The sequence below is a fragment of the Streptomyces sp. Z423-1 genome, assembly GCF_013009255.1.
GTDB lineage: Bacteria > Actinomycetota > Actinomycetes > Streptomycetales > Streptomycetaceae > Streptomyces > Streptomyces gossypiisoli.
In genome coordinates, this window is the sequence record NZ_CP053109.1 from 7,696,859 (window position 1) to 7,714,005 (window position 17,147).

Sequence of the window (17,147 nt, forward strand, 5' to 3'; positions counted from 1 at the left end):
CTAAGCGGCCGTCGCCCCGGTCTCCTGCTCCGCCTCGATGCGGGCGTTCCACTCCCGCTTGGCGGCCTGCCAGCCGTCCTCGTTGTGGCCGAGGCGCCAGTAGCCGGAGATGGACAGGTCCTGGCGGGGGATCTGGCGTTCCATGCGCAGCAGCCCGCGCAGCTCCTTCACGAACGCAGCCTCGCCGTGCACGAACGCCTGCACCCGGCCCTCGGGGAACTCCAGCGCCCGGACCGCCTCGACCAGCGCCTCACCGATGGGACGGTCGCCGCGGTGCAGCCAGACGACCTCCGCGCCGGAGTCGATCTTCTGCTCCTCCTCGGGCCCGGCGACCTCCACGAAGGCCCGGACCTCGGCGCCGTCGGGGAGCGACTCCAGGGCGGCCGCGATCGCGGGCAGCGCGCTCTCGTCACCGGCGAGCAGATGCCAGTCGGCGCTCGCGTCGGGGGCGTAGGCGCCGCCGGGGCCCATGAAGCGCAGGGTGTCGCCGGGCTGGGCGCGCATCGCCCAGGGACCGGCCAGGCCCTCGTCGCCGTGGAGCACGAAGTCCAGCGTCAGCTCGCGCAGTTCGGGGTCCCAGGCGCGCACGGTGTAGGTCCGGGTGACCGGCCACTGCTCGCGCGGCAACTCCTCGCGGATCCGCTGAAGATCGAAGGGCTCCGGATAGGTCACGCCCTCGGCCGGGGGGAACAGCAGCTTCACATAGTGGTCGGTGCACGTACCCGCCGCGAACTCGGCGAGGCCGTCGCCGCCGAGCACCACGCGCTGCATGTGAGGGGTCAGCCGCTCGGCGCGGACGACCTGGGCGGAGTGAGCCCTGCGCGGCTGGCGGGCCGGACGTTCTGCCATGACGGCCTCCCTGATCCCGAATAACTTAGGCTTACCTAAGCTAGCACTTTCGCCCCGCCGATGCCGCTCAGCTGCTCAAGTGAGTCTCTTCGGTGTTCAAGTGTATGAGTCCGCATTGCCGGTCTTGTCACGATTCGAGCGTGCTGAGCAGCCGCTGCAGCGCGCCGCCCAGCCCCCAGCGCCCCGACAGCGCCTCCAGGGCCGCCGGATCGCGCGGCGTGCGCGGCAGGGCCGTGTCGACGTCCGGCAGCGGCACGTCGGACGCCACCCGCACGACCGTCGGCGCCACCGCCAGGTAGGGCCGCGCCTCGTCCAGCCGCTTGCGCTGGGCCGGTGTCAGCTTCGACGTGCGGTCGTCGACCGCGGCCAGGATCCCGGTCAGGTCGCCGAACTCGGCGAGCAGCTTCGCGGCCGTCTTCTCGCCGATGCCCGGCACGCCCGGCAGACCGTCGCTGGGGTCGCCGCGCAGCAGGGCCAGATCCGCGTACCCACCGCCGTCGACGCCGTACTTCTCGCGCAGCCACGCCTCGTCCGTGAGCTGCAGGGTGCCCACGCCCTTCAGCGGGTACAGCACCCGCACGCCGCGGGCGTCGTCCACCAGTTGGTACAGGTCCCGGTCGCCGGTCACGATGTCGACCGGGACCGTGGCCCGTGCGGTGAACGTGCCGATGACGTCGTCCGCCTCGTACCCCTCGACCCCCACGCGTGCGATGCCCAGCGCGTCGAGGACCGCCTCGATGACCGGGACCTGCGGTGACAGCGTGTCCGGCACCTCCTCCACGTCCGGTCCGAGCTCGTGCTCCTCGGCGACGCGGTGCGCCTTGTACGACGGGATCAGCTCGACCCGCCACTTCGGGCGCCAGTCGGCGTCCATGCACGCCACCAGGTGCTCGGGGTGGTGGTCCCTGACCAGCCGGTCGATGAAGTCGAGCAGTCCGCGCACGGCGTTCACCGGCGTGCCGTCGGGCGCCTTCACGGAGTCCGGGACGCCGAAGTAGGCGCGGAAGTAGAGCGAGGCGGTGTCGAGGAGCATCAGTCGTCCGGTCACGTCCCGCATCATGCCGTACCCCACCGACAGTAACCACGCCTCCGACCCCGACGGCAAGATCGTCGGCATCGAGCCGAGCGCCGGCCTGGTCGACGACCGGGCCCCGGCCGGCGAGGGACGGGCCCTCGTTGCATGGCGGCCACCCGAGGTGCACCGTCCGTACGAAAAGGATCCGGACAACCACGCAGCGCTACGCCTGCACCTGAACCCGGTCGTCAACTGCGCGGCGCAGACCCCGACTTGCGCGGCGCCCGACCACCTGGTCGGCTCGGGCTCGCGGCGGGAACAACGGGGTCCGCTCGCGCATTGAACCGAACAGCGTCAGGCTCGTACTGATCGACGGTCAGGGTCGCGGGCGTACCCGCGCGACCCTGCGGCCGAGGACGGTTCCGGCCCGCTGGTCAGCCCGTTCGCCCCGAAGGGCGGAGTCGGCGGCCGCCACCGCCGGGAGGCCGATGCAGTGGCGCGAACTGTGAGGTCCCGGGCCACGCTGGGTGACGGCTATGTGACGGGCGCATGAAACGGTTTGCCGAACATGCGTAGGGTGCAGAGAACTCATCAGAAAGGAGTGCGCCCGGACAGCGGCGTACACGGACCGACCGACGAGCGAAGGAGGGAGCCGGAGCGATGGGCGACCACAAAGAGCAGCCCCTTCGGGTGGGCGCGGCCGTGCGGCGGCGTCGTCGTGCCCTGGAGCTCACCCTCGCCGTCGTGGCCGAGCGCAGCGGCCTGTCGGTCCCCTTCCTCAGCCAGGTCGAGAACGACCGCGCACGGCCCAGCCAGACCTCCCTGGAGAAGGTCGCCGACGCCCTGCGCACCACCGCCGTCGAACTCCTCGCCGCCGCCGACCCGGCGTGCAGCGTCGACGTGGTGCGCTGCGAGAGCATCGAGCCGACGCCCGAACCGCAGGTGCGGCCCCTGGTGCGCGGTCACCACCAGATGCACGCCTCGGAGTTCACCGGCGACCACGACGCGGGCCGTGAGTTCCAGTACCGCAACGACCAGTTGATGTACGTCGCGGACGGCGCGGTGGAGGTCGAGGCGGAGGGCCGCGTCTATCGCCTGGGCCGCGGCGACACCATGTACCTCACGGGCGGCGTCCGGCACCGCTGGCGGGCCGCCGAGCCGGACACGCGGGTCCTGGTGGTCGCCGTGGCGGAGCACATCGAGGCCGTCCACGACAGGCCCCGGTAGTGCGGGTCGTCTCACTGGTGCCGTCGCTGACGGAGGCCGTCGCGGTGTCCGCCCCCGGCGTCCTGGTCGGCGCCACGGACTGGTGCACCCATCCGGCGGACCTCGACGTCACCCGCGTCGGTGGCACCAAGAATCCCAAGGTCGACCGCGTCCTCGCGCTCGCCCCCGACCTGGTGATCGCCAACGAGGAGGAGAACCGCGCCCCCGACCTCGACGCCCTGCGCACGGCCGGCGTGGAGGTGCTGGTGACCGAGGTGCGGAACGTGCCGCAGGCCTTCCGGGAGCTGGCGCGGGTGCTGGACGCCTGCGGGGCCGAGCCGCGCCCGGCGTGGCTGCGGGACGCGGAGCAGGCCTGGGCACGGCCACCCGTCCTGGACCCGCGCAGAACGGCCGTCGTGCCGATCTGGCGGCGGCCCTGGATGGTGCTGGGCCGTGCCACCTTCGCGGGCGACGTCCTGGCCCGCCTGGGCGTCGACCACCGCTACGCGGGCCACGCCGACCGCTATCCGCGCATCCCGCTCGACGACCTGCGCGCCGCGGCCCCCGACGTGGTCGTCCTGCCCGACGAGCCCTACCGCTTCACCGCCGACGACGGCCCGGAGTCCTTCGAGGGCCTGCCCTGCGCGCTGGTCAGCGGGCGGCACCTGACGTGGTACGGGCCGTCACTGGCCGAGGCGCCACGGGTGCTGGCCGAGGCCCTGCGAGCAGCGCTCCGCTGAGCAGGCCGCGCGCCGTCCGCACGGCGACGACGGCCCAGGCGGCGACCAGGACGCCGTACAGACCGACGGCGAGCCAGTCGAAGACGGCGAGCCCGGTGTGCCGCCCCAGGGCTTCCGCGCCGGTCACGCAGGTGCCGACGGGAAAGGTGAACGCCCACCACGTCATCGCGAACCCCATGCCCTGCCGGCGGGCCCGCACCACCAGCGCCGTCGCCAGCGCGCACCACAACAGCGCGAAGCCCATCACGGGCACCCCGTACACCACGACGAGGACACTCTCGCCGTAGGGCGCTGCGTCGGCCACATTGCCCACGGCTGTCGTGGACTGCCCCAGCGGGCCCAGCACCAGGAACAGCGTCGGCGTGAGGGCGAGCGGCAGCGGCCCGGCGGTGAGCAGCCGGGCGAAGACCACCGGCAGCGTGATCAGGGTGGCGAGCAGACTCAGTCCGAACAGCGCCACGCAGCCCAGCAGCAGCGTCTCCCGGGCCTGCCCGGGCGGCAGATACGGCACGAGGAGCGGCCCGAGGGCCGCGGACACCATGGGCGCGACCAGCGGCAGCAGCCAGACGGGAGTGGCCTGCCGTGGATCCGGCCGGTGGTGTACGGCCATCAGGTACGGGACGGCGACGGCGGCCGCCAGCCCGAGGACCGTCCCAGCCGTGAACAGCACGGCGTCGAGCGCCACCGCCGCCTCGGTGCCTATCCAGTCCCGCCCGACGGTGATCGTGCCGCCGCCGACGGCCAGCAGGGCCATGGCCGGGCAGCCGTAGAAGGGAGCCGTCGCCGGGTCCAGGAGGTGGGCGCGCGCCTGGTCGCGGTGGTGGATCCAGTGCAGGGCGCGGGCGGCGAGCAGCACCGCCAGGAGGGCCAGGGAGAGGGCCCAGACGGCCGTGCAGGCGGCGCGCAGTCCGGGAAGGTGCACGGGGAGCGCGGCGCCGGCCGAGGCGACGATGGCGGTGCCCATGACGGACGCGTACCAGTTCGGTCCGAGGTGACGGACGGCGGGGACACGCCGGGTGGGGCGTGACACGGGGTGGGCGGCGGTGACCATGTGCTGACGGTCCCGCCGGTCCGGGGCTGCCACCAGGGACCACGTCTCTATGGGGGCATAAGGTGGGGTTATGAGCAGGTCGGAGGGGCAGGAGAACGGGCGGACGTCCCCGGGCGCGGGTTCGCTGGCGCACCGGGTGCCGGATCTCGGGGCGCTGGAGCTGCTGCTGGCCGTGGCGCGGCTGGGCAGCCTCGGCGCGGCGGCCCGGGAGGTCGGTATCACCCAGCCGGCGGCGAGCAGCCGGATCCGTTCCATGGAACGGCAGTTGGGGGTGGCGCTGGTGGACCGTTCGCCGCGCGGTTCCCGGCTCACCGACGCCGGTGTGCTGGTGACGGACTGGGCGCGGCGGGTCGTGGAGGCGGCGGAGGCCTTCGACGCCGGGGCGCAGGCGCTGCGCGACCGGCGAGACTCGCGGCTGCGGGTCGCGGCGAGCATGACCATCGCCGAGTATCTGCTGCCGGGCTGGCTGCTGGCGCTGCGCGCGGGGCGCCCCGACACGGCGGTGTCGCTGCTCGCGGGCAACTCGGCGGCCGTCGCCGAGCGGCTGCTGTCCGACGAGGCCGACCTGGGCTTCGTGGAGGGGCTGACGGTTCCGACGGGACTGGACTCGGTGGTCGTCGCCCACGACCACCTCGTCGTCGTGACGGCACCCGGCCACCCCTGGGCCCGCCGGCGCCGCCCGCTGCCGGCGGCCGAACTGGCGGCGACCCCGCTGGTCCTGCGCGAGAAGGGCTCGGGCACCCGCCAGGTCCTGGACGCGGCACTCGGCGGCCTGGCCCGTCCCCTGATCGAGCTGTCCTCGACGACGGCCGTGAAGGCATCGGCGGTCGGCGGAGCGGGACCGGCGGTGCTCAGCGAACTGGCGGTCGGCGAGGAACTGGCGACCCGCCGCCTGGTGAGCGTCCCCGTGGACGGCGTACGCCTACGACGCGACCTGCGTGCGGTGTGGCGCACGGGTCACCGCCCGGCGGGCCCGGCGCGGGAACTGCTGGGGCTGACGCGGAAATCGAAAACAGGCGGGAGGACAACGCCCTAAGGGGCGCGGGGCTGTATCAATCTGCGCTCCGCCGCTGCGCACACCAACTACCCGGCCGCCTCCACCAGCCCCCGCATCACCCGCACATCCTCCCCCATCTCCGGATGCCACTGCACCCCCAACACCCAGTGCTCCCCGGGCAGTTCAACGGCCTCCACGGTCCCGTCCCCCGCATACGCCGAAGCCACCAGCCCCGCACCGAGGCGATCCACGGACTGATGGTGATACGTCGGAACAGAGGTCTCCTCCGGCACGAGACCGGCATACAACGTCCCCGGCACCGGCTTGACGCCGTGACGCCCGAAGACCCCGACCACCTCCGCATGCCCGTCCAGGTGCTGTACGAGCGTCCCGCCCAGGGCGACGTTCAGCAGCTGCATCCCCCGACAGATGCCCAGCAACGGCACCCGCGCCCCCAACGCGGCCTCGATCAGGGCAAGCTCCCAGGCGTCCCGCTCCCGCGCCGGCGGCCCCGTACGGGCGTCGCGCTCCGCGCCGTAGCGGGACGGCTCGACGTCCGGACCGCCCGCGATCACCAGACCGTCGAGGCGAGAAACCGTGGCCGCTGCATGCTCGGGCGCATCCGGCGGCAGCATCGCCGCCAGCCCACCCGCCCGCTGCACCAGCCGCGGATACCCGGCCGGCAGCAGCACAGCGTCCAGCTCCCACACGCCCCAGCGCGCCCGGGCCTCCAGATACGTACTGACGCCGATCAACGGCCTTTCCGTCATGAGCCCTCCCATACCGCCAATGGATCGCAAGCGAACCTTTACCAGGTTCTCACGTCAGGAATCCCCGCAACAACGCCGCCGTCCCGGCGCAGTGCTCCCGCATGATCTCCCGCGCCCCGTCCGCGTCCCCGTCGAGCACCGCCTCCACCAGCGCCGTGTGCTGGCGCTGGGAGTGCTCCAGGTTGCGCACCAGCAGCGGGATGCAGTCCAGCAGGTCGTTCACCGTGGCCCGTACCGCCGCGTACTGCGCGGTCAGCGTCGGCGAGCCGCACAGCTCCGCGAGCGTGAGGTGGAGCAGCGTGTCCAGGCGCCGGTAGTCGGCGAGGGGTGCGTCGTGGGTGCGGGCCAGCGCGGCGCGCAGCCGCTCCGCCTGCTCGTCCGTGAGCCCGTGCGCCGCGCACAGCCCGGCCGCGCCCACCTCCAGCACCTCCCGGAAGCGCAGCACGTCCTCGATGTCGACCCCGGCGACCCGGCGGCGCAGCTCGTCCTGGCCACCGCCGTCGGTGCGGGGCAGCACGAACGTTCCGCCGTACCGCCCGCGGCGCGCCTGAACCAGCCCCTGGTCCTGGAGCACCTTCAGCACCTCGCGCAGCGTCACCCGGCTGATCCCGAGCCGCTCCGCCAGCTCCCGCTCGGCGGGCAGCCGCTCACCGCCGGGTACCAGGCCGAGCCGCAGCACCTGGAGGATCTGCTCCAGCGCCTCCTCGAAGCCGTTGCCGGCGCGGACCGGTCGCAGTACCGGAGTCAGCGGGTCGCCCGCCTCGCCCACCGGATCCACCGACATATGGCCGTGCCCCCTTCCCAAGCAATGGTTCTCAGCAATACCTTATGACTCTCGGCCCGGCACCGACACAGCGCGCTGAAGCCCGAAGAAGCCCGAAGGAGGCCCTTCCCGTGGCAGACCGCACACCTCCGCTCAGCGTCGAGGAGCTGCACGCCCTCGTCGCGGGCGGTGAGATCGACACCGTCGTCCTGGCCTTCCCGGACATGCAGGGGCGGCTGCAGGGCAAGCGGTTCGCCGCGCGCTACTTCCTCGACGAGGTGCTGGAGCACGGCACGGAGGGCTGCAACTACCTCCTCGCCGTCGACACCGAGATGAACACCGTCGACGGTTACGAGATGTCCTCCTGGGACCGCGGTTACGGCGACTTCGCCATGCACCCCGACCTGAGCACCCTGCGCCGCGTCCCGTGGAACGAGGGCACCGCCATGGTCGTCGCCGACCTCGCCTGGGCCGACGGCTCCCCGGTCGTGGCCGCGCCCCGGCAGATCCTGCGCCGTCAGCTGCGGCGCCTCGCCGAGCTCGGCCTCACCGCGCAGGTCGGCACGGAGCTGGAGTTCATCGTCTTCAAGGACACCTACGAGCAGGCCTGGGACGCCGGGTACCGGGGCCTCACCCCGGCCAACCAGTACAACATCGACTACTCGGTCCTCGGCACCGGCCGCATCGAGCCCCTGCTGCGCCGCATCCGCAACGAGATGGCCGGCGCCGGCATGACCGTCGAGTCCGCCAAGGGCGAGTGCAACCCCGGCCAGCACGAGATCGCCTTCCGCTACGCCGAGGCCCTGGTCACCTGCGACCAGCACGCGATCTACAAGACCGGCGCCAAGGAGATCGCCGCCCAGGAGGGCGTGTCGGTCACCTTCATGGCCAAGTACAACGAGCGCGAGGGCAACTCCTGCCACGTCCATCTGTCGCTGGCCGACGACAAGGGCGGCAGCGTGATGCCCGGCGACGACGGCATGTCCGAGGTCATGCGGTACTTCCTCGCCGGTCAGCTCGCGGCGCTGCGGGACTTCTCGCTGCTGTACGCGCCGCACATCAACTCGTACAAGCGCTTCCAGCCGGGGTCCTTCGCGCCGACCGCCGTCGCCTGGGGGTACGACAACCGCACCTGCGCGCTGCGGGTCGTCGGCCACGGCCGCTCCCTGCGGTTCGAGAACCGGGTGCCCGGCGGTGACGTCAACCCGCACCTGGCGGTGGCGGGGATGGTGGCGGCGGGCCTGTACGGGATCGAGCAGAAGCTTCAGCTGCCCGAGCCGTGCCCCGGCAACGCCTACACCGCCGACTTCGCCCACGTGCCCACCACGCTGCGCGAGGCCGCCGAGCTGTGGGAGAACAGCCCGATCGCCAAGGCCGCCTTCGGTGACGAGGTCGTCGCCCACTACCGCAACATGGCGCGCGTCGAACTGGAGGCCTTCGACGCCGCGGTGACCGACTGGGAGCTGCGCCGCTCCTTCGAACGCATGTGAGGCCCTTCTTGTCGTACGAACTCCAGGTACTGAATCCGGCCACGGAGGAGGTCGTCGCGACCGTTCCCGGCGCGACGGTCGAGGAGGTGGACGCGGCGGTCGTACGGGCCACTCGCGTGCAGGCCGGCTGGGCCGCCCTCGCCCCCGCCGACCGCGCCCGGCTGCTGCGCCGTTTCGCCGTCACGGTGGACGAGCACCTCGAAGAACTGGCCCAGTCGGAGGTCCGCGAGGCCGGGCATGTGATCGGCAACGCCCGCTGGGAGGCGGGCAACGTCCGCGACCTGCTCGACTACGCGGCCGGGGGAGTGGAGCGGCTGACCGGCCGCCAGATCCCGGTCCCCGGCGGTCTCGACGTCACGATCCTCGAACCGCTGGGCGTGGTCGGCGTCATCGCGCCCTGGAACTTCCCGATGCCGATCGCGGCGTGGGGCACGGCTCCGGCGCTCGCGGCGGGCAACGCGGTGATCCTGAAGCCCGCCGAGACGACTCCGCTGACGGCACTCCGCCTCGCCGAACTCGCCTTGGAGGCGGGGCTTCCCGAAGGCCTGTTCCAGGTGCTCCCCGGGCGCGGTCCCGTCGCGGGCAACGCGCTCGTCGAGCACCCGGGCGTCGCGAAGATCGTCTTCACCGGGTCAACGGCCGTGGGCAAACGAGTGTTGGCGAAGGGCTCGGAGCTTCTCAAGCGCGTCACCCTCGAACTCGGCGGCAAGAGCCCCAACATCGTCTTCGCCGACGCCGACCTCGAAGCCGCCGCGGCCGCCGCGCCCATGTCCTTCCTCGACAACTCGGGCCAGGACTGCTGCGCCCGCACCCGCATCCTCGTCCAGCGGACGGCGTACGACCGCTTCCTGGAGCTGCTGGGCCCGGCGATCGAGGCGGTGCGCGTCGGCGACCCGTCGGACGAGACCACCGACATGGGCCCACTGATCTCCAAGGCCCAGCTGGACAGGGTCCGTTCGTACGTCGACCCGGACGCCCCCGGCATCCGCGGCAAGGCCCCCGAGGGCCCCGGCTTCTGGTTCCCGCCCACCGTCCTCACCGGTGTCGGCCCGGTGGCGCGCGTGGCCGTCGAGGAGGTCTTCGGCCCCGTCGCCGTCGTCCTGCCCTTCGACGACGAGGCCGACGCGATCCGTCTCGCCAACGCCACCGACTACGGCCTCTCCGGCTCCGTCTGGACCCGGGACGTCGGCCGCGCCCTGCGCGTCTCGGGGGCCGTCCGGGCGGGCAACCTGTCCGTCAACTCCCACTCCAGCGTGCGCTACTGGACCCCGTTCGGCGGCTTCAAGCAGTCCGGCATCGGCCGCGAGCTGGGCCCGGACGCGCTCGCCGCGTTCACCGAGACCAAGAACGTCTTCATCAGCACGGAAGGCCCCGCACAGTGACCGAAGCAACCCAGGAAGCCGTCTGCCGCCGCCTGGTCGGCCGTACCGCCGTCGTCACCGGAGCCGGCAGCGGCATCGGTCTCGCCTCCGCCCGCCGGCTCGCCGCCGAGGGCGCGCACGTCGTCTGCGGTGACGTCGACGAGGCGCGCGGCAAGGCGGCCGCCGAGGAGGTCGGCGGGATCTTCGTGAACGTCGACGTCACCGACCCCGAGCAGGTCGAGGCGCTGTTCCGGACGGCGTACGAGACGTACGGCAGCGTCGACATCGCCTTCAACAACGCCGGGATCTCCCCGCCCGACGACGACTCCATCCTGGAGACCGGCCTGGAGGCCTGGAAGCGCGTCCAGGAGGTCAACCTCACCTCCGTCTACCTGTGCTGCAAGGCCGCGATCCCCCACATGCGCCGCCAGGGCAAGGGCTCGATCATCAACACGGCGTCCTTCGTGGCCCGGATGGGCGCGGCCACCTCGCAGATCTCGTACACCGCGTCCAAGGGCGGCGTCCTCGCCATGTCCCGTGAACTCGGCGTGCAGTTCGCCCGCGAGGGCATCCGCGTCAACGCGCTCTGCCCCGGCCCGGTCAACACCCCGCTCCTGCAGGAGCTGTTCGCCAAGGACCCCGAGCGCGCCGCACGCCGTCTCGTCCACATCCCGCTCGGCCGGTTCGCCGAGGCCGAGGAGATCGCCGCCGCCGTCGCGTTCCTGGCCAGCGACGACTCCTCGTTCGTCAACGCCACCGACTTCCTGGTGGACGGGGGCATCTCCGGGGCGTACGTCACGCCGCTGTAGCACCACGCTGCAGAACCCTGGAGAACTCGGCCTACAGTGCGGGGGTGAGTACGACACCCCCGCCCGGCTGGTACCGCGATCCGTCGGCCCCGTACGTCGAGCGCTGGTGGGACGGCACGGCCTGGACCGAGCACCGGCGCCCGCCCGAGCCCCCCGGCCCGCCGCCCCCGGCCGGCGGCGCTGACGCGTCGTCCTCGCGGGCGCGGGCCGTGGCCCTCACCGCCGCAGCGGCGCTCCTGCTGGCTGCGCTCGTCACGGGCGCGGTCGTCCTCACCACCGGCGACGACAACGGCGGCGGTCCACAGGCGAACACCGCACCGCCGACCACCACGACCACAGCGGCGCCCACCACCTCCCCGGCACCCCCGCCCGACGACCCGACCGTCGTCGTCGACGAACTCAACGGCATCACCCTGCCGTTGCTCGACGGCTGGGTCCGGCCGGTGAACATCAGCGTGGACAACGTCATGATGACCACCGACGGGACGTACGACTGCCCGGGCGACGGCGGAATCTGCCGGCACAACCTCGTCATCTCCCGCACGGCCGGCGCCACCGACGAGACGTCCCCCGAGGCGCTGGCCAAGGCGGACATCGCGGACGCTGCCGACGAGGCCTACGACCGTGACGCCGTCGGCCGACGCCCCTACGGCGGTATCGAGTCGCACCAGGTCGTCACGTCCGGGCCGGTCGCGGTGGCGGGCCGCGCCGGGTACTTCGTGCGCTGGCGGGTCAACACCGCCGAGGGGCCCGGCGGTTATGTGCAGTCCCTCGCCTTCCACTCCAGCGTCGCTACCGAGGCACCGGTCATCGTGCGCTATGTGTTCGACGCCGGTCCGGACGGGCCGCCGCTCGCCGACATGGACCGGATCACCGACGGCATCCGGCCGGTCGGCGACGCCGACACCGGTGGTGGGGTGGGCGCCAGTATCGGCCCGACCGGCTGACGCGTCAGAGGAACGTACGGCCCTCGCCGCGATACGTCGGCACGGTCGCCGTCACCCGGTCGCCCTCGACCAGGTGCAGCGCGTCGAACCGCTCGCACAGCTCACCGGCCTTGGCGTGCCGGAACCACACCTTGTCGCCGATCAGCAGGTCGTCGGCCGGCGAGCCCAGCAGCGGCGTCTGCACCTCACCGGCGCCCTCCTGGGGGTCGTACCGCAACCCTTCCGGCAGATACGGCACCGGCAGCCGGTCCGTCCCGGCCGCGCCGGACGCCGGATAGCCGCCGCCGAGCACGGTCACCACCCCCACGCCGGGCCTGCGCACCACCGGCTGCGCGAACAGCGCCGCCGGACGGCCGGTGAACGACGTGTAGTTGTCGAACAGCCGCGGTACGTACAGCCCCGACCCGGCGCCGATCTCGGTGACCGCGTCCTCGGCGGCGGTGTGCTGCACACTGCCCGTACCGCCGCCGTTGACGAACTGAAGCCCCGGCACCACGGCCCGCACCGCACGCACCACGGCCGCGCGCCGCTCCGCCAGCTCCCGCCGGGCGGCCGCCTGCATCAGCCGCACCGCCCGCGAGCGCACCGGACGCCCCGCGATCGCGTCCCCGACACCGGCGATGTGCCCCTCGTACGCCATGATCCCCACGACCTCGAACCCCGGCCGCCGGACCACCGCCCGGGCCATGTCGGCGACGTCGGCGGGGGAGTACAGCGGCGAACGGCGGGCCCCGACGCGCACCCGTCCGCCGAGCAGCTTCAGGGAGGTGTCCAACTCCAGGCAGACCCGCACCACTTCACGGCCACCGTCCCGCGCCTCGTCGATGAAGGCCAGTTGGGCGGGGTCGTCGACCATCACCGTGACGGCGGCGGCGAGCTTGGGGTCCGAGGTGAGTTCGGCGAAACCGGCGCGGTCGGCCGACGGATAGGCGAGGAGGACGTCCTCGAAACCGGAGCGGGCCAGCCACAGGGACTCGGCGAGCGTGAACGACATGATCCCCGCGAAGCCGTCCCTGGCCAGGACGCGTTCGAGCAGGGCACGGCAACGTACGGACTTGCTGGCGACGCGGATCGGCTTCCCGCCCGCGCGGCGGACCATGTCGTCCGCGTTGGCGTCGAAGGCGTCCAGGTCCACCATCGCCAGTGGGGCGTCGAGATGGGCGGTGGCCCGGTCGTAACGGGCCCGGTCGGCGGCGCGCGCAGTCATGAACGAAGCCTGCCAGACAGGATTACCGCAGGGTAGGGGGATGTTCCGGGCAGATGCCCCGGGCTCGTGGACCGGTTCCCGTATCGGCGGGGGCAACCCGTAGAGTGACGCGCACGCACGGAGGAACGAGGCGCCCGCGTACGAGGAGACGGGCACGGGCGCGAGGAAACGGGGGGTGCATGAGCACGGAGGCACAGCACACCCCGAGCCCTCCCCGCCCGGTGCAGCCGCCGAGGGCCGCGCAGGAGAACGCCGACCGGCCCGCGAAGGACGGTGAGCGGCAGACACCGGCGGAGCGGGAGAGGGACCGCGGCTCGTCGTCGCCCGGCAACGGCACCCGCTTCCCGGCCCTCCGTGCCCCGCACAGTGAGGACACCGGCCCACTCGCCCCACCCCCGCCCCCCGCCTCGGCCCGCTTCCCGGACACCCCGCCGTACCCCGCCCGGCGCCCGACGCCGCCCGGACGCCCCGCGGCCACCCCGCGGACGCCCGCCCAGAGCGCCGTACCCCCGCGCCCGAGCCACCGCCCCGCCGCGGCACCCGCCGAGACTCCGGCGGAGACCACCCGGCGGCTGCGCCCCATTCCGGCGGAGACCCGGCGTACCCCCGCCACCGCCTCGCTGGAGTCCACCACCCCCGTGACCCCGAACCCCGCCCACTCCTGGACCGCCCCGCACACGCCCGGCGGGACGTTCGGCCCGGGGCGGCCCATGGTCACCTTCGGTGAGCCCGAGGCGTTCGACGACCACGCGCGGACCGGCATGTCCCGCGCGCTGATCCGGCGGCGTACCCTCGCGGCGGCCGTCTGTCTCGTCCTCGGGGCCGGGCTCATCGGGGGCGCGGTGACCGGGAGTTGGCTCGCCGGGGAATCCGGGGAGGGCGGCGAGCGCGGGGCCTTCGCGGCCGCCGGGAGCCTGTGGCACAGCGTGCCGGTCGACCAGCTGTTCCCGCCCACCGTGCAGGGCCGTGGCGCCGGACCCGGCAGCGCCGACCGGACCTGGACGCGTATCGCCGTCGCCCCGGACAGCGGCTGCGCCGGCGCGTTCGACCCACTGCTGCGCAAGGCGCTCGCCCCGGTCGGCTGCGAGCGCCTGCTGCGCGCCACCTACACCGACGCCACCGAGAGCTACGTCACCACCGTCGGCCTGCTCTTCACCAAGGCCGACCCCGCCGCGATGCGCTCGCTGGACGCCCGCTTCGAGAAGGAGCGCCTGGGCCGGCGTACCGACCTGATGCCCCGGCCGTACGCCGCGCACGACACCGTCGCCGCGGACTTCGGGGACGAGCAGCGCGCCTCCTGGACGGTCTCCGTGCTCACCGACGCCCCGGTCGTCGTGTACGCCGTCTCCGGCTGGGCCGACGCCCGGACCGTCGACGAGCCGCAGCCCGCCGAGGCGGCGATGCGCTCCGGCGCCACCACCGCCGTCGCCCAGGCGGGCCTCGGCCACGAGGCGAAGGGCCTCGCCGACCGTGTGGAGCGCAGCCTGCGCAAGTCCGTCACCTCGTCCTCGGAACAGCCCTCATGAAGCCCACGACCCGCAGGGCGGGACTGCTCAGCGTTCTGCTCGCCGCCTCCGTCGCCCTGGTCCCGCCCACCGCCGCGCACGCCGACGGCATCCGCGCCCAGCAGTGGTCGCTGAAGGCCCTGCACACCGAGGAGGCCTGGCAGACCACCAAGGGCGCGGGCGTCACCGTCGCCGTCCTGGACACCGGCGTCGACGACGAGCATCCCGACCTGGCCGGCAACGTCCTGCCCACCAAGGACATGGTCGGCTTCGGCGCCGGCCGCGGCGACCGGGCGTGGGCCCGGCACGGCACCGCCATGGCCGGCATCATCGCCGGACACGGGCACGGCGTCGGCAACTCCGAAGGCGTCATGGGCGTCGCGCCGGAGGCGAAGATCCTCCCCGTGCGCGTCATCCTGGAGGACGGCGACCCGGCCCGCGCCAGGGCCCGCAAGACCCGCGGCAACGCCCTCGCCGACGGCATCCGCTGGGCCGCCGACCACGGCGCCGACGTCATCAACCTCTCCCTCGGCGACGACTCCGCCTCCGCGCACCCCGAACCCGCCGAGGACGAGGCCGTCCAGTACGCCCTGAAGAAGGGCTCCGTCGTCGTCGCCTCGGCCGGCAACGGCGGCGAGAAGGGCGACCGCATCTCCTACCCGGCCGCCTATCCGGGCGTGATCGCCGCGACCGCCGTCGACAAGTTCGGCACCCGCGCCGCCTTCTCCACCCGCCGCTGGTACGCCACGGTCAGTGCCCCCGGCGTCGATGTCGTGATCGCCGACCCCGACCGCAAGTACTACGAGGGCTGGGGCACCAGCGCGGCCGCCGCCTTCGTCTCCGGCGCCGTCGCCCTCGTCAAGGCCGCCCACCCCGGACTGACCCCGGCCCAGATCAAACGGCTCCTGGAGGACACCGCCCGCGACGCCCCGGCCGACGGCCGTGACGACTCCCGCGGCTTCGGCTTCGTCGACCCTGTCGCCGCCATCGAGGAGGCCGGGCGTCTCAAGCCGGAGGCCCTGCGCGCGGCGTCGTACGGCGAGAAGTACTTCGGCCCCGGCCCGGACACGCCCCGCGAGGACGACGACACCGCGAGCTGGGCGGGCCCCCTCGCCGGCAGCGTGGGCGGCGTCCTCCTGGTCGCCGCGGTGGTGCTGTGGCGGGCCCGGCGCGAGTACGACGGCTTCTAACTCCGGCCCGGCATCCTGGCGGCCGGTTCCCCTTCCCAGGTGAATGCCACTCACCCGTCCAGGCTGCGTCCGCGCAGGCGACGCCGCATCACAGGCGACTCCCGCCACTCGGGCCGCCTGACGGCACAGCTAGGGCCTGTTGCGAAAGTCCCGCCTGCCCTGCGGGCGGACGACGGGACTTTCGCAACAGGCCCTAGCCGACGGTCGCGGACGCCGTGGCCGAGGCCGACGCCTCCCTCGTGAACACCGACACGGCCGCCCGCGCCGCCGCCTCGACCAGCGAGACGCCCTTCTCCTTCGTCGCGTTGCCGTCCGACAGCACGGCCACCAGGAAGTCACGGCCGTCGACGGTCACCCGGCCGATGCTGTTGATGTCCCACAGCCCGGTCGCGGTCCGCGGCAGCCAGCCGTTCTTCAGGGCCCACGCCGCTCCGTCCCCGGCCGCCGACACCCCCCACCGCTGACCGACCGCGATCTGCCCCATCAGCCCCTGGAGATACGACTGCGAGGCCGCGCTCAGCTCCGAGTCCGCCCCGAACACCTGCCGCAGCAGGGCGAGCTGGTCGGCCGCCGTGGTCTGGCTCAGCCCCCACAGCATCCCGTCGCCGCCCTCGGTCCCGGTCAGCCCGAACCGCTCGTTCGCCGCGTCCAGCCCCTCCGCCCGGCCGATCGTCCGCCACAGGGCCGACGCGGAGTCGTTGTCGCTGTGCTCGATCATCGCGGTGGCGTACGACTGCTCCGTCGCCGTCAGCTCCCGGCCCGCGTCCTGCGCCTGGAGCAGCAGCGCCGCCAGGATGTCCACCTTCACGATGCTCGCCGTGTCGAAGACACCGTCGCCGTACGAGGCGCTCTCCCCGGAGCCCAGGTCGAGCACCGCCACCGACACCTCGGCACCGTCCCCGACCGGCACCTCCGCCATGGCCTCGGCCAGCAGCGCCTCACGGTCCACCGTCGGCCGTGCCACAGGTTCCACCCCTGCCTCCCCGCTCCCCGGCACCGACGCCGAGGCCGACGGCGGCACGGCCGACGATACGGCCCGCACCCCGGGCTGCGCCCGCGCCTTCACATACGCCGTCCCCGCCGCCGTACCGCCCAGGGCGACGGCGGACGCGACGGCGGCGCAGAGCAGGGCGCGGCGGGCGCGGGGAGACTCCATGCCGCGATGCTGGGGGCGGTGTCTGTGCGGGCTGTTAGACGGACGTTAGATGTGTGTCAGGGATGGCTGAGAAACCGGTGAGCGGGGTCAC

Annotated in this window: 17 protein-coding genes; 10 read left to right on the plus strand and 7 right to left on the minus strand. The window is 73.4% G+C overall.

The window, feature by feature from the left end:
* Positions 1-849: a siderophore-interacting protein gene (locus HJD23_RS34655; protein WP_171113447.1), complete on the minus strand. Its 849-nt coding sequence runs from the start codon at positions 847-849 to the stop codon at positions 1-3.
* A gap of 127 nt (positions 850-976) precedes the next feature.
* Complete coding sequence (locus tag HJD23_RS34660; RefSeq protein ID WP_240981009.1) at positions 977-1,906, minus strand: 5'-3' exonuclease; 930 nt, start codon at positions 1,904-1,906, stop codon at positions 977-979.
* 1 nt (position 1,907) lies between these two features.
* On the opposite strand from HJD23_RS34660, the gene HJD23_RS34665 reads away from it, so the two are divergent.
* From HJD23_RS34665 to HJD23_RS34675, 3 genes are all read left to right on the plus strand, one after another.
* Entirely contained in the window at positions 1,908-2,207 is a 300-nt protein-coding gene (locus tag HJD23_RS34665; protein ID WP_171113450.1) for a hypothetical protein, read from the plus strand.
* 317 nt (positions 2,208-2,524) lie between these two features.
* Positions 2,525-3,091: an XRE family transcriptional regulator gene (locus tag HJD23_RS34670; RefSeq protein ID WP_141309266.1), complete on the plus strand. Its 567-nt coding sequence runs from the start codon at positions 2,525-2,527 to the stop codon at positions 3,089-3,091.
* Positions 3,091-3,810 (plus strand): helical backbone metal receptor, encoded by a 720-nt coding sequence (locus tag HJD23_RS34675; protein ID WP_171113452.1) that lies wholly within the window; start codon positions 3,091-3,093, stop codon positions 3,808-3,810. The genes HJD23_RS34670 and HJD23_RS34675 overlap by 1 nt, the downstream gene beginning before the upstream one ends.
* On the opposite strand, the gene HJD23_RS34680 is transcribed toward HJD23_RS34675, so the two are convergent.
* Entirely contained in the window at positions 3,722-4,861 is a 1,140-nt protein-coding gene (locus HJD23_RS34680) for a TDT family transporter (RefSeq protein ID WP_171118658.1), read from the minus strand. The two genes, HJD23_RS34675 and HJD23_RS34680, sit on opposite strands and share 89 nt — an antisense overlap.
* Before the next feature lie 70 nt (positions 4,862-4,931).
* Here HJD23_RS34680 and HJD23_RS34685 point away from each other — a divergent pair, with 70 nt between their 5' ends.
* Complete coding sequence (locus HJD23_RS34685; RefSeq protein ID WP_171113454.1) at positions 4,932-5,897, plus strand: LysR family transcriptional regulator; 966 nt, start codon at positions 4,932-4,934, stop codon at positions 5,895-5,897.
* Between the two features lie 47 nt (positions 5,898-5,944).
* On the opposite strand, the gene HJD23_RS34690 is transcribed toward HJD23_RS34685, so the two are convergent.
* Together HJD23_RS34690 and HJD23_RS34695 are read right to left on the minus strand one after the other, a co-directional pair.
* Positions 5,945-6,628, minus strand: a complete 684-nt coding sequence (locus tag HJD23_RS34690) for a gamma-glutamyl-gamma-aminobutyrate hydrolase family protein (protein WP_171113456.1) — start codon at positions 6,626-6,628, stop codon at positions 5,945-5,947.
* 49 nt (positions 6,629-6,677) lie between these two features.
* Positions 6,678-7,412, minus strand: coding sequence for an FCD domain-containing protein (locus HJD23_RS34695; RefSeq protein ID WP_141309270.1), 735 nt, complete (start codon positions 7,410-7,412; stop codon positions 6,678-6,680).
* A 110-nt stretch (positions 7,413-7,522) separates the two neighbouring features.
* Here HJD23_RS34695 and HJD23_RS34700 point away from each other — a divergent pair, with 110 nt between their 5' ends.
* The 4 genes from HJD23_RS34700 to HJD23_RS34715 are packed head-to-tail and all read left to right on the plus strand — an operon-like array spanning position 7,523 to position 11,998.
* Positions 7,523-8,881: a glutamine synthetase family protein gene (locus tag HJD23_RS34700; RefSeq protein ID WP_171113458.1), complete on the plus strand. Its 1,359-nt coding sequence runs from the start codon at positions 7,523-7,525 to the stop codon at positions 8,879-8,881.
* Positions 8,882-8,889: 8 nt separating this feature from the next.
* On the plus strand, positions 8,890-10,263 hold the full coding sequence (locus HJD23_RS34705; protein WP_171113462.1) for an aldehyde dehydrogenase family protein: 1,374 nt from the start codon (positions 8,890-8,892) through the stop codon (positions 10,261-10,263).
* Complete coding sequence (locus tag HJD23_RS34710; protein ID WP_171113464.1) at positions 10,260-11,051, plus strand: 3-oxoacyl-ACP reductase; 792 nt, start codon at positions 10,260-10,262, stop codon at positions 11,049-11,051. The genes HJD23_RS34705 and HJD23_RS34710 overlap by 4 nt, the downstream gene beginning before the upstream one ends.
* Positions 11,052-11,095: 44 nt before the next feature.
* Positions 11,096-11,998 carry a DUF2510 domain-containing protein gene (locus HJD23_RS34715; RefSeq protein WP_171113466.1) on the plus strand — a complete coding sequence of 301 codons (903 nt, stop codon included), beginning with the start codon at positions 11,096-11,098 and terminating at the stop codon, positions 11,996-11,998.
* Between the two features lie 4 nt (positions 11,999-12,002).
* On the opposite strand, the gene HJD23_RS34720 is transcribed toward HJD23_RS34715, so the two are convergent.
* Positions 12,003-13,205: an amino acid deaminase/aldolase gene (locus HJD23_RS34720; RefSeq protein ID WP_171113469.1), complete on the minus strand. Its 1,203-nt coding sequence runs from the start codon at positions 13,203-13,205 to the stop codon at positions 12,003-12,005.
* Positions 13,206-13,384: 179 nt separating this feature from the next.
* Here HJD23_RS34720 and HJD23_RS34725 point away from each other — a divergent pair, with 179 nt between their 5' ends.
* Together HJD23_RS34725 and mycP are read left to right on the plus strand one after the other, a co-directional pair.
* Positions 13,385-14,731, plus strand: coding sequence for a hypothetical protein (locus HJD23_RS34725; RefSeq protein ID WP_240980881.1), 1,347 nt, complete (start codon positions 13,385-13,387; stop codon positions 14,729-14,731).
* Positions 14,728-15,900 (plus strand): type VII secretion-associated serine protease mycosin, encoded by a 1,173-nt coding sequence (mycP, locus tag HJD23_RS34730; RefSeq protein ID WP_171113471.1) that lies wholly within the window; start codon positions 14,728-14,730, stop codon positions 15,898-15,900. The genes HJD23_RS34725 and mycP overlap by 4 nt, the downstream gene beginning before the upstream one ends.
* 193 nt (positions 15,901-16,093) lie before the next feature.
* Here the strand turns inward: mycP and HJD23_RS34735 are convergent, their stop codons facing one another.
* Entirely contained in the window at positions 16,094-17,056 is a 963-nt protein-coding gene (locus HJD23_RS34735) for a serine hydrolase (protein ID WP_171113472.1), read from the minus strand.
* Positions 17,057-17,147 lie beyond the last annotated feature (91 nt).

What these genes read in the sequence shown, in the direction of transcription:
- HJD23_RS34660 (WP_240981009.1), bottom strand. Translation starts at nt 1,906, where the DNA reads ATGCGGGACGTGACCGGACGACTGATGCTCCTCGACACCGCCTCGCTC.
- HJD23_RS34725 (WP_240980881.1), top strand. Translation starts at nt 13,385, where the DNA reads ATGAGCACGGAGGCACAGCACACCCCGAGCCCTCCCCGCCCGGTGCAG.
- HJD23_RS34670 (WP_141309266.1), top strand. Translation starts at nt 2,525, where the DNA reads ATGGGCGACCACAAAGAGCAGCCCCTTCGGGTGGGCGCGGCCGTGCGG.
- HJD23_RS34695 (WP_141309270.1), bottom strand. Translation starts at nt 7,412, where the DNA reads ATGTCGGTGGATCCGGTGGGCGAGGCGGGCGACCCGCTGACTCCGGTA.
- HJD23_RS34735 (WP_171113472.1), bottom strand. Translation starts at nt 17,056, where the DNA reads ATGGAGTCTCCCCGCGCCCGCCGCGCCCTGCTCTGCGCCGCCGTCGCG.
- mycP (WP_171113471.1), top strand. Translation starts at nt 14,728, where the DNA reads ATGAAGCCCACGACCCGCAGGGCGGGACTGCTCAGCGTTCTGCTCGCC.
- HJD23_RS34685 (WP_171113454.1), top strand. Translation starts at nt 4,932, where the DNA reads ATGAGCAGGTCGGAGGGGCAGGAGAACGGGCGGACGTCCCCGGGCGCG.
- HJD23_RS34665 (WP_171113450.1), top strand. Translation starts at nt 1,908, where the DNA reads ATGCCGTACCCCACCGACAGTAACCACGCCTCCGACCCCGACGGCAAG.
- HJD23_RS34680 (WP_171118658.1), bottom strand. Translation starts at nt 4,861, where the DNA reads ATGGTCACCGCCGCCCACCCCGTGTCACGCCCCACCCGGCGTGTCCCC.
- HJD23_RS34690 (WP_171113456.1), bottom strand. Translation starts at nt 6,628, where the DNA reads ATGACGGAAAGGCCGTTGATCGGCGTCAGTACGTATCTGGAGGCCCGG.
- HJD23_RS34655 (WP_171113447.1), bottom strand. Translation starts at nt 849, where the DNA reads ATGGCAGAACGTCCGGCCCGCCAGCCGCGCAGGGCTCACTCCGCCCAG.
- HJD23_RS34720 (WP_171113469.1), bottom strand. Translation starts at nt 13,205, where the DNA reads ATGACTGCGCGCGCCGCCGACCGGGCCCGTTACGACCGGGCCACCGCC.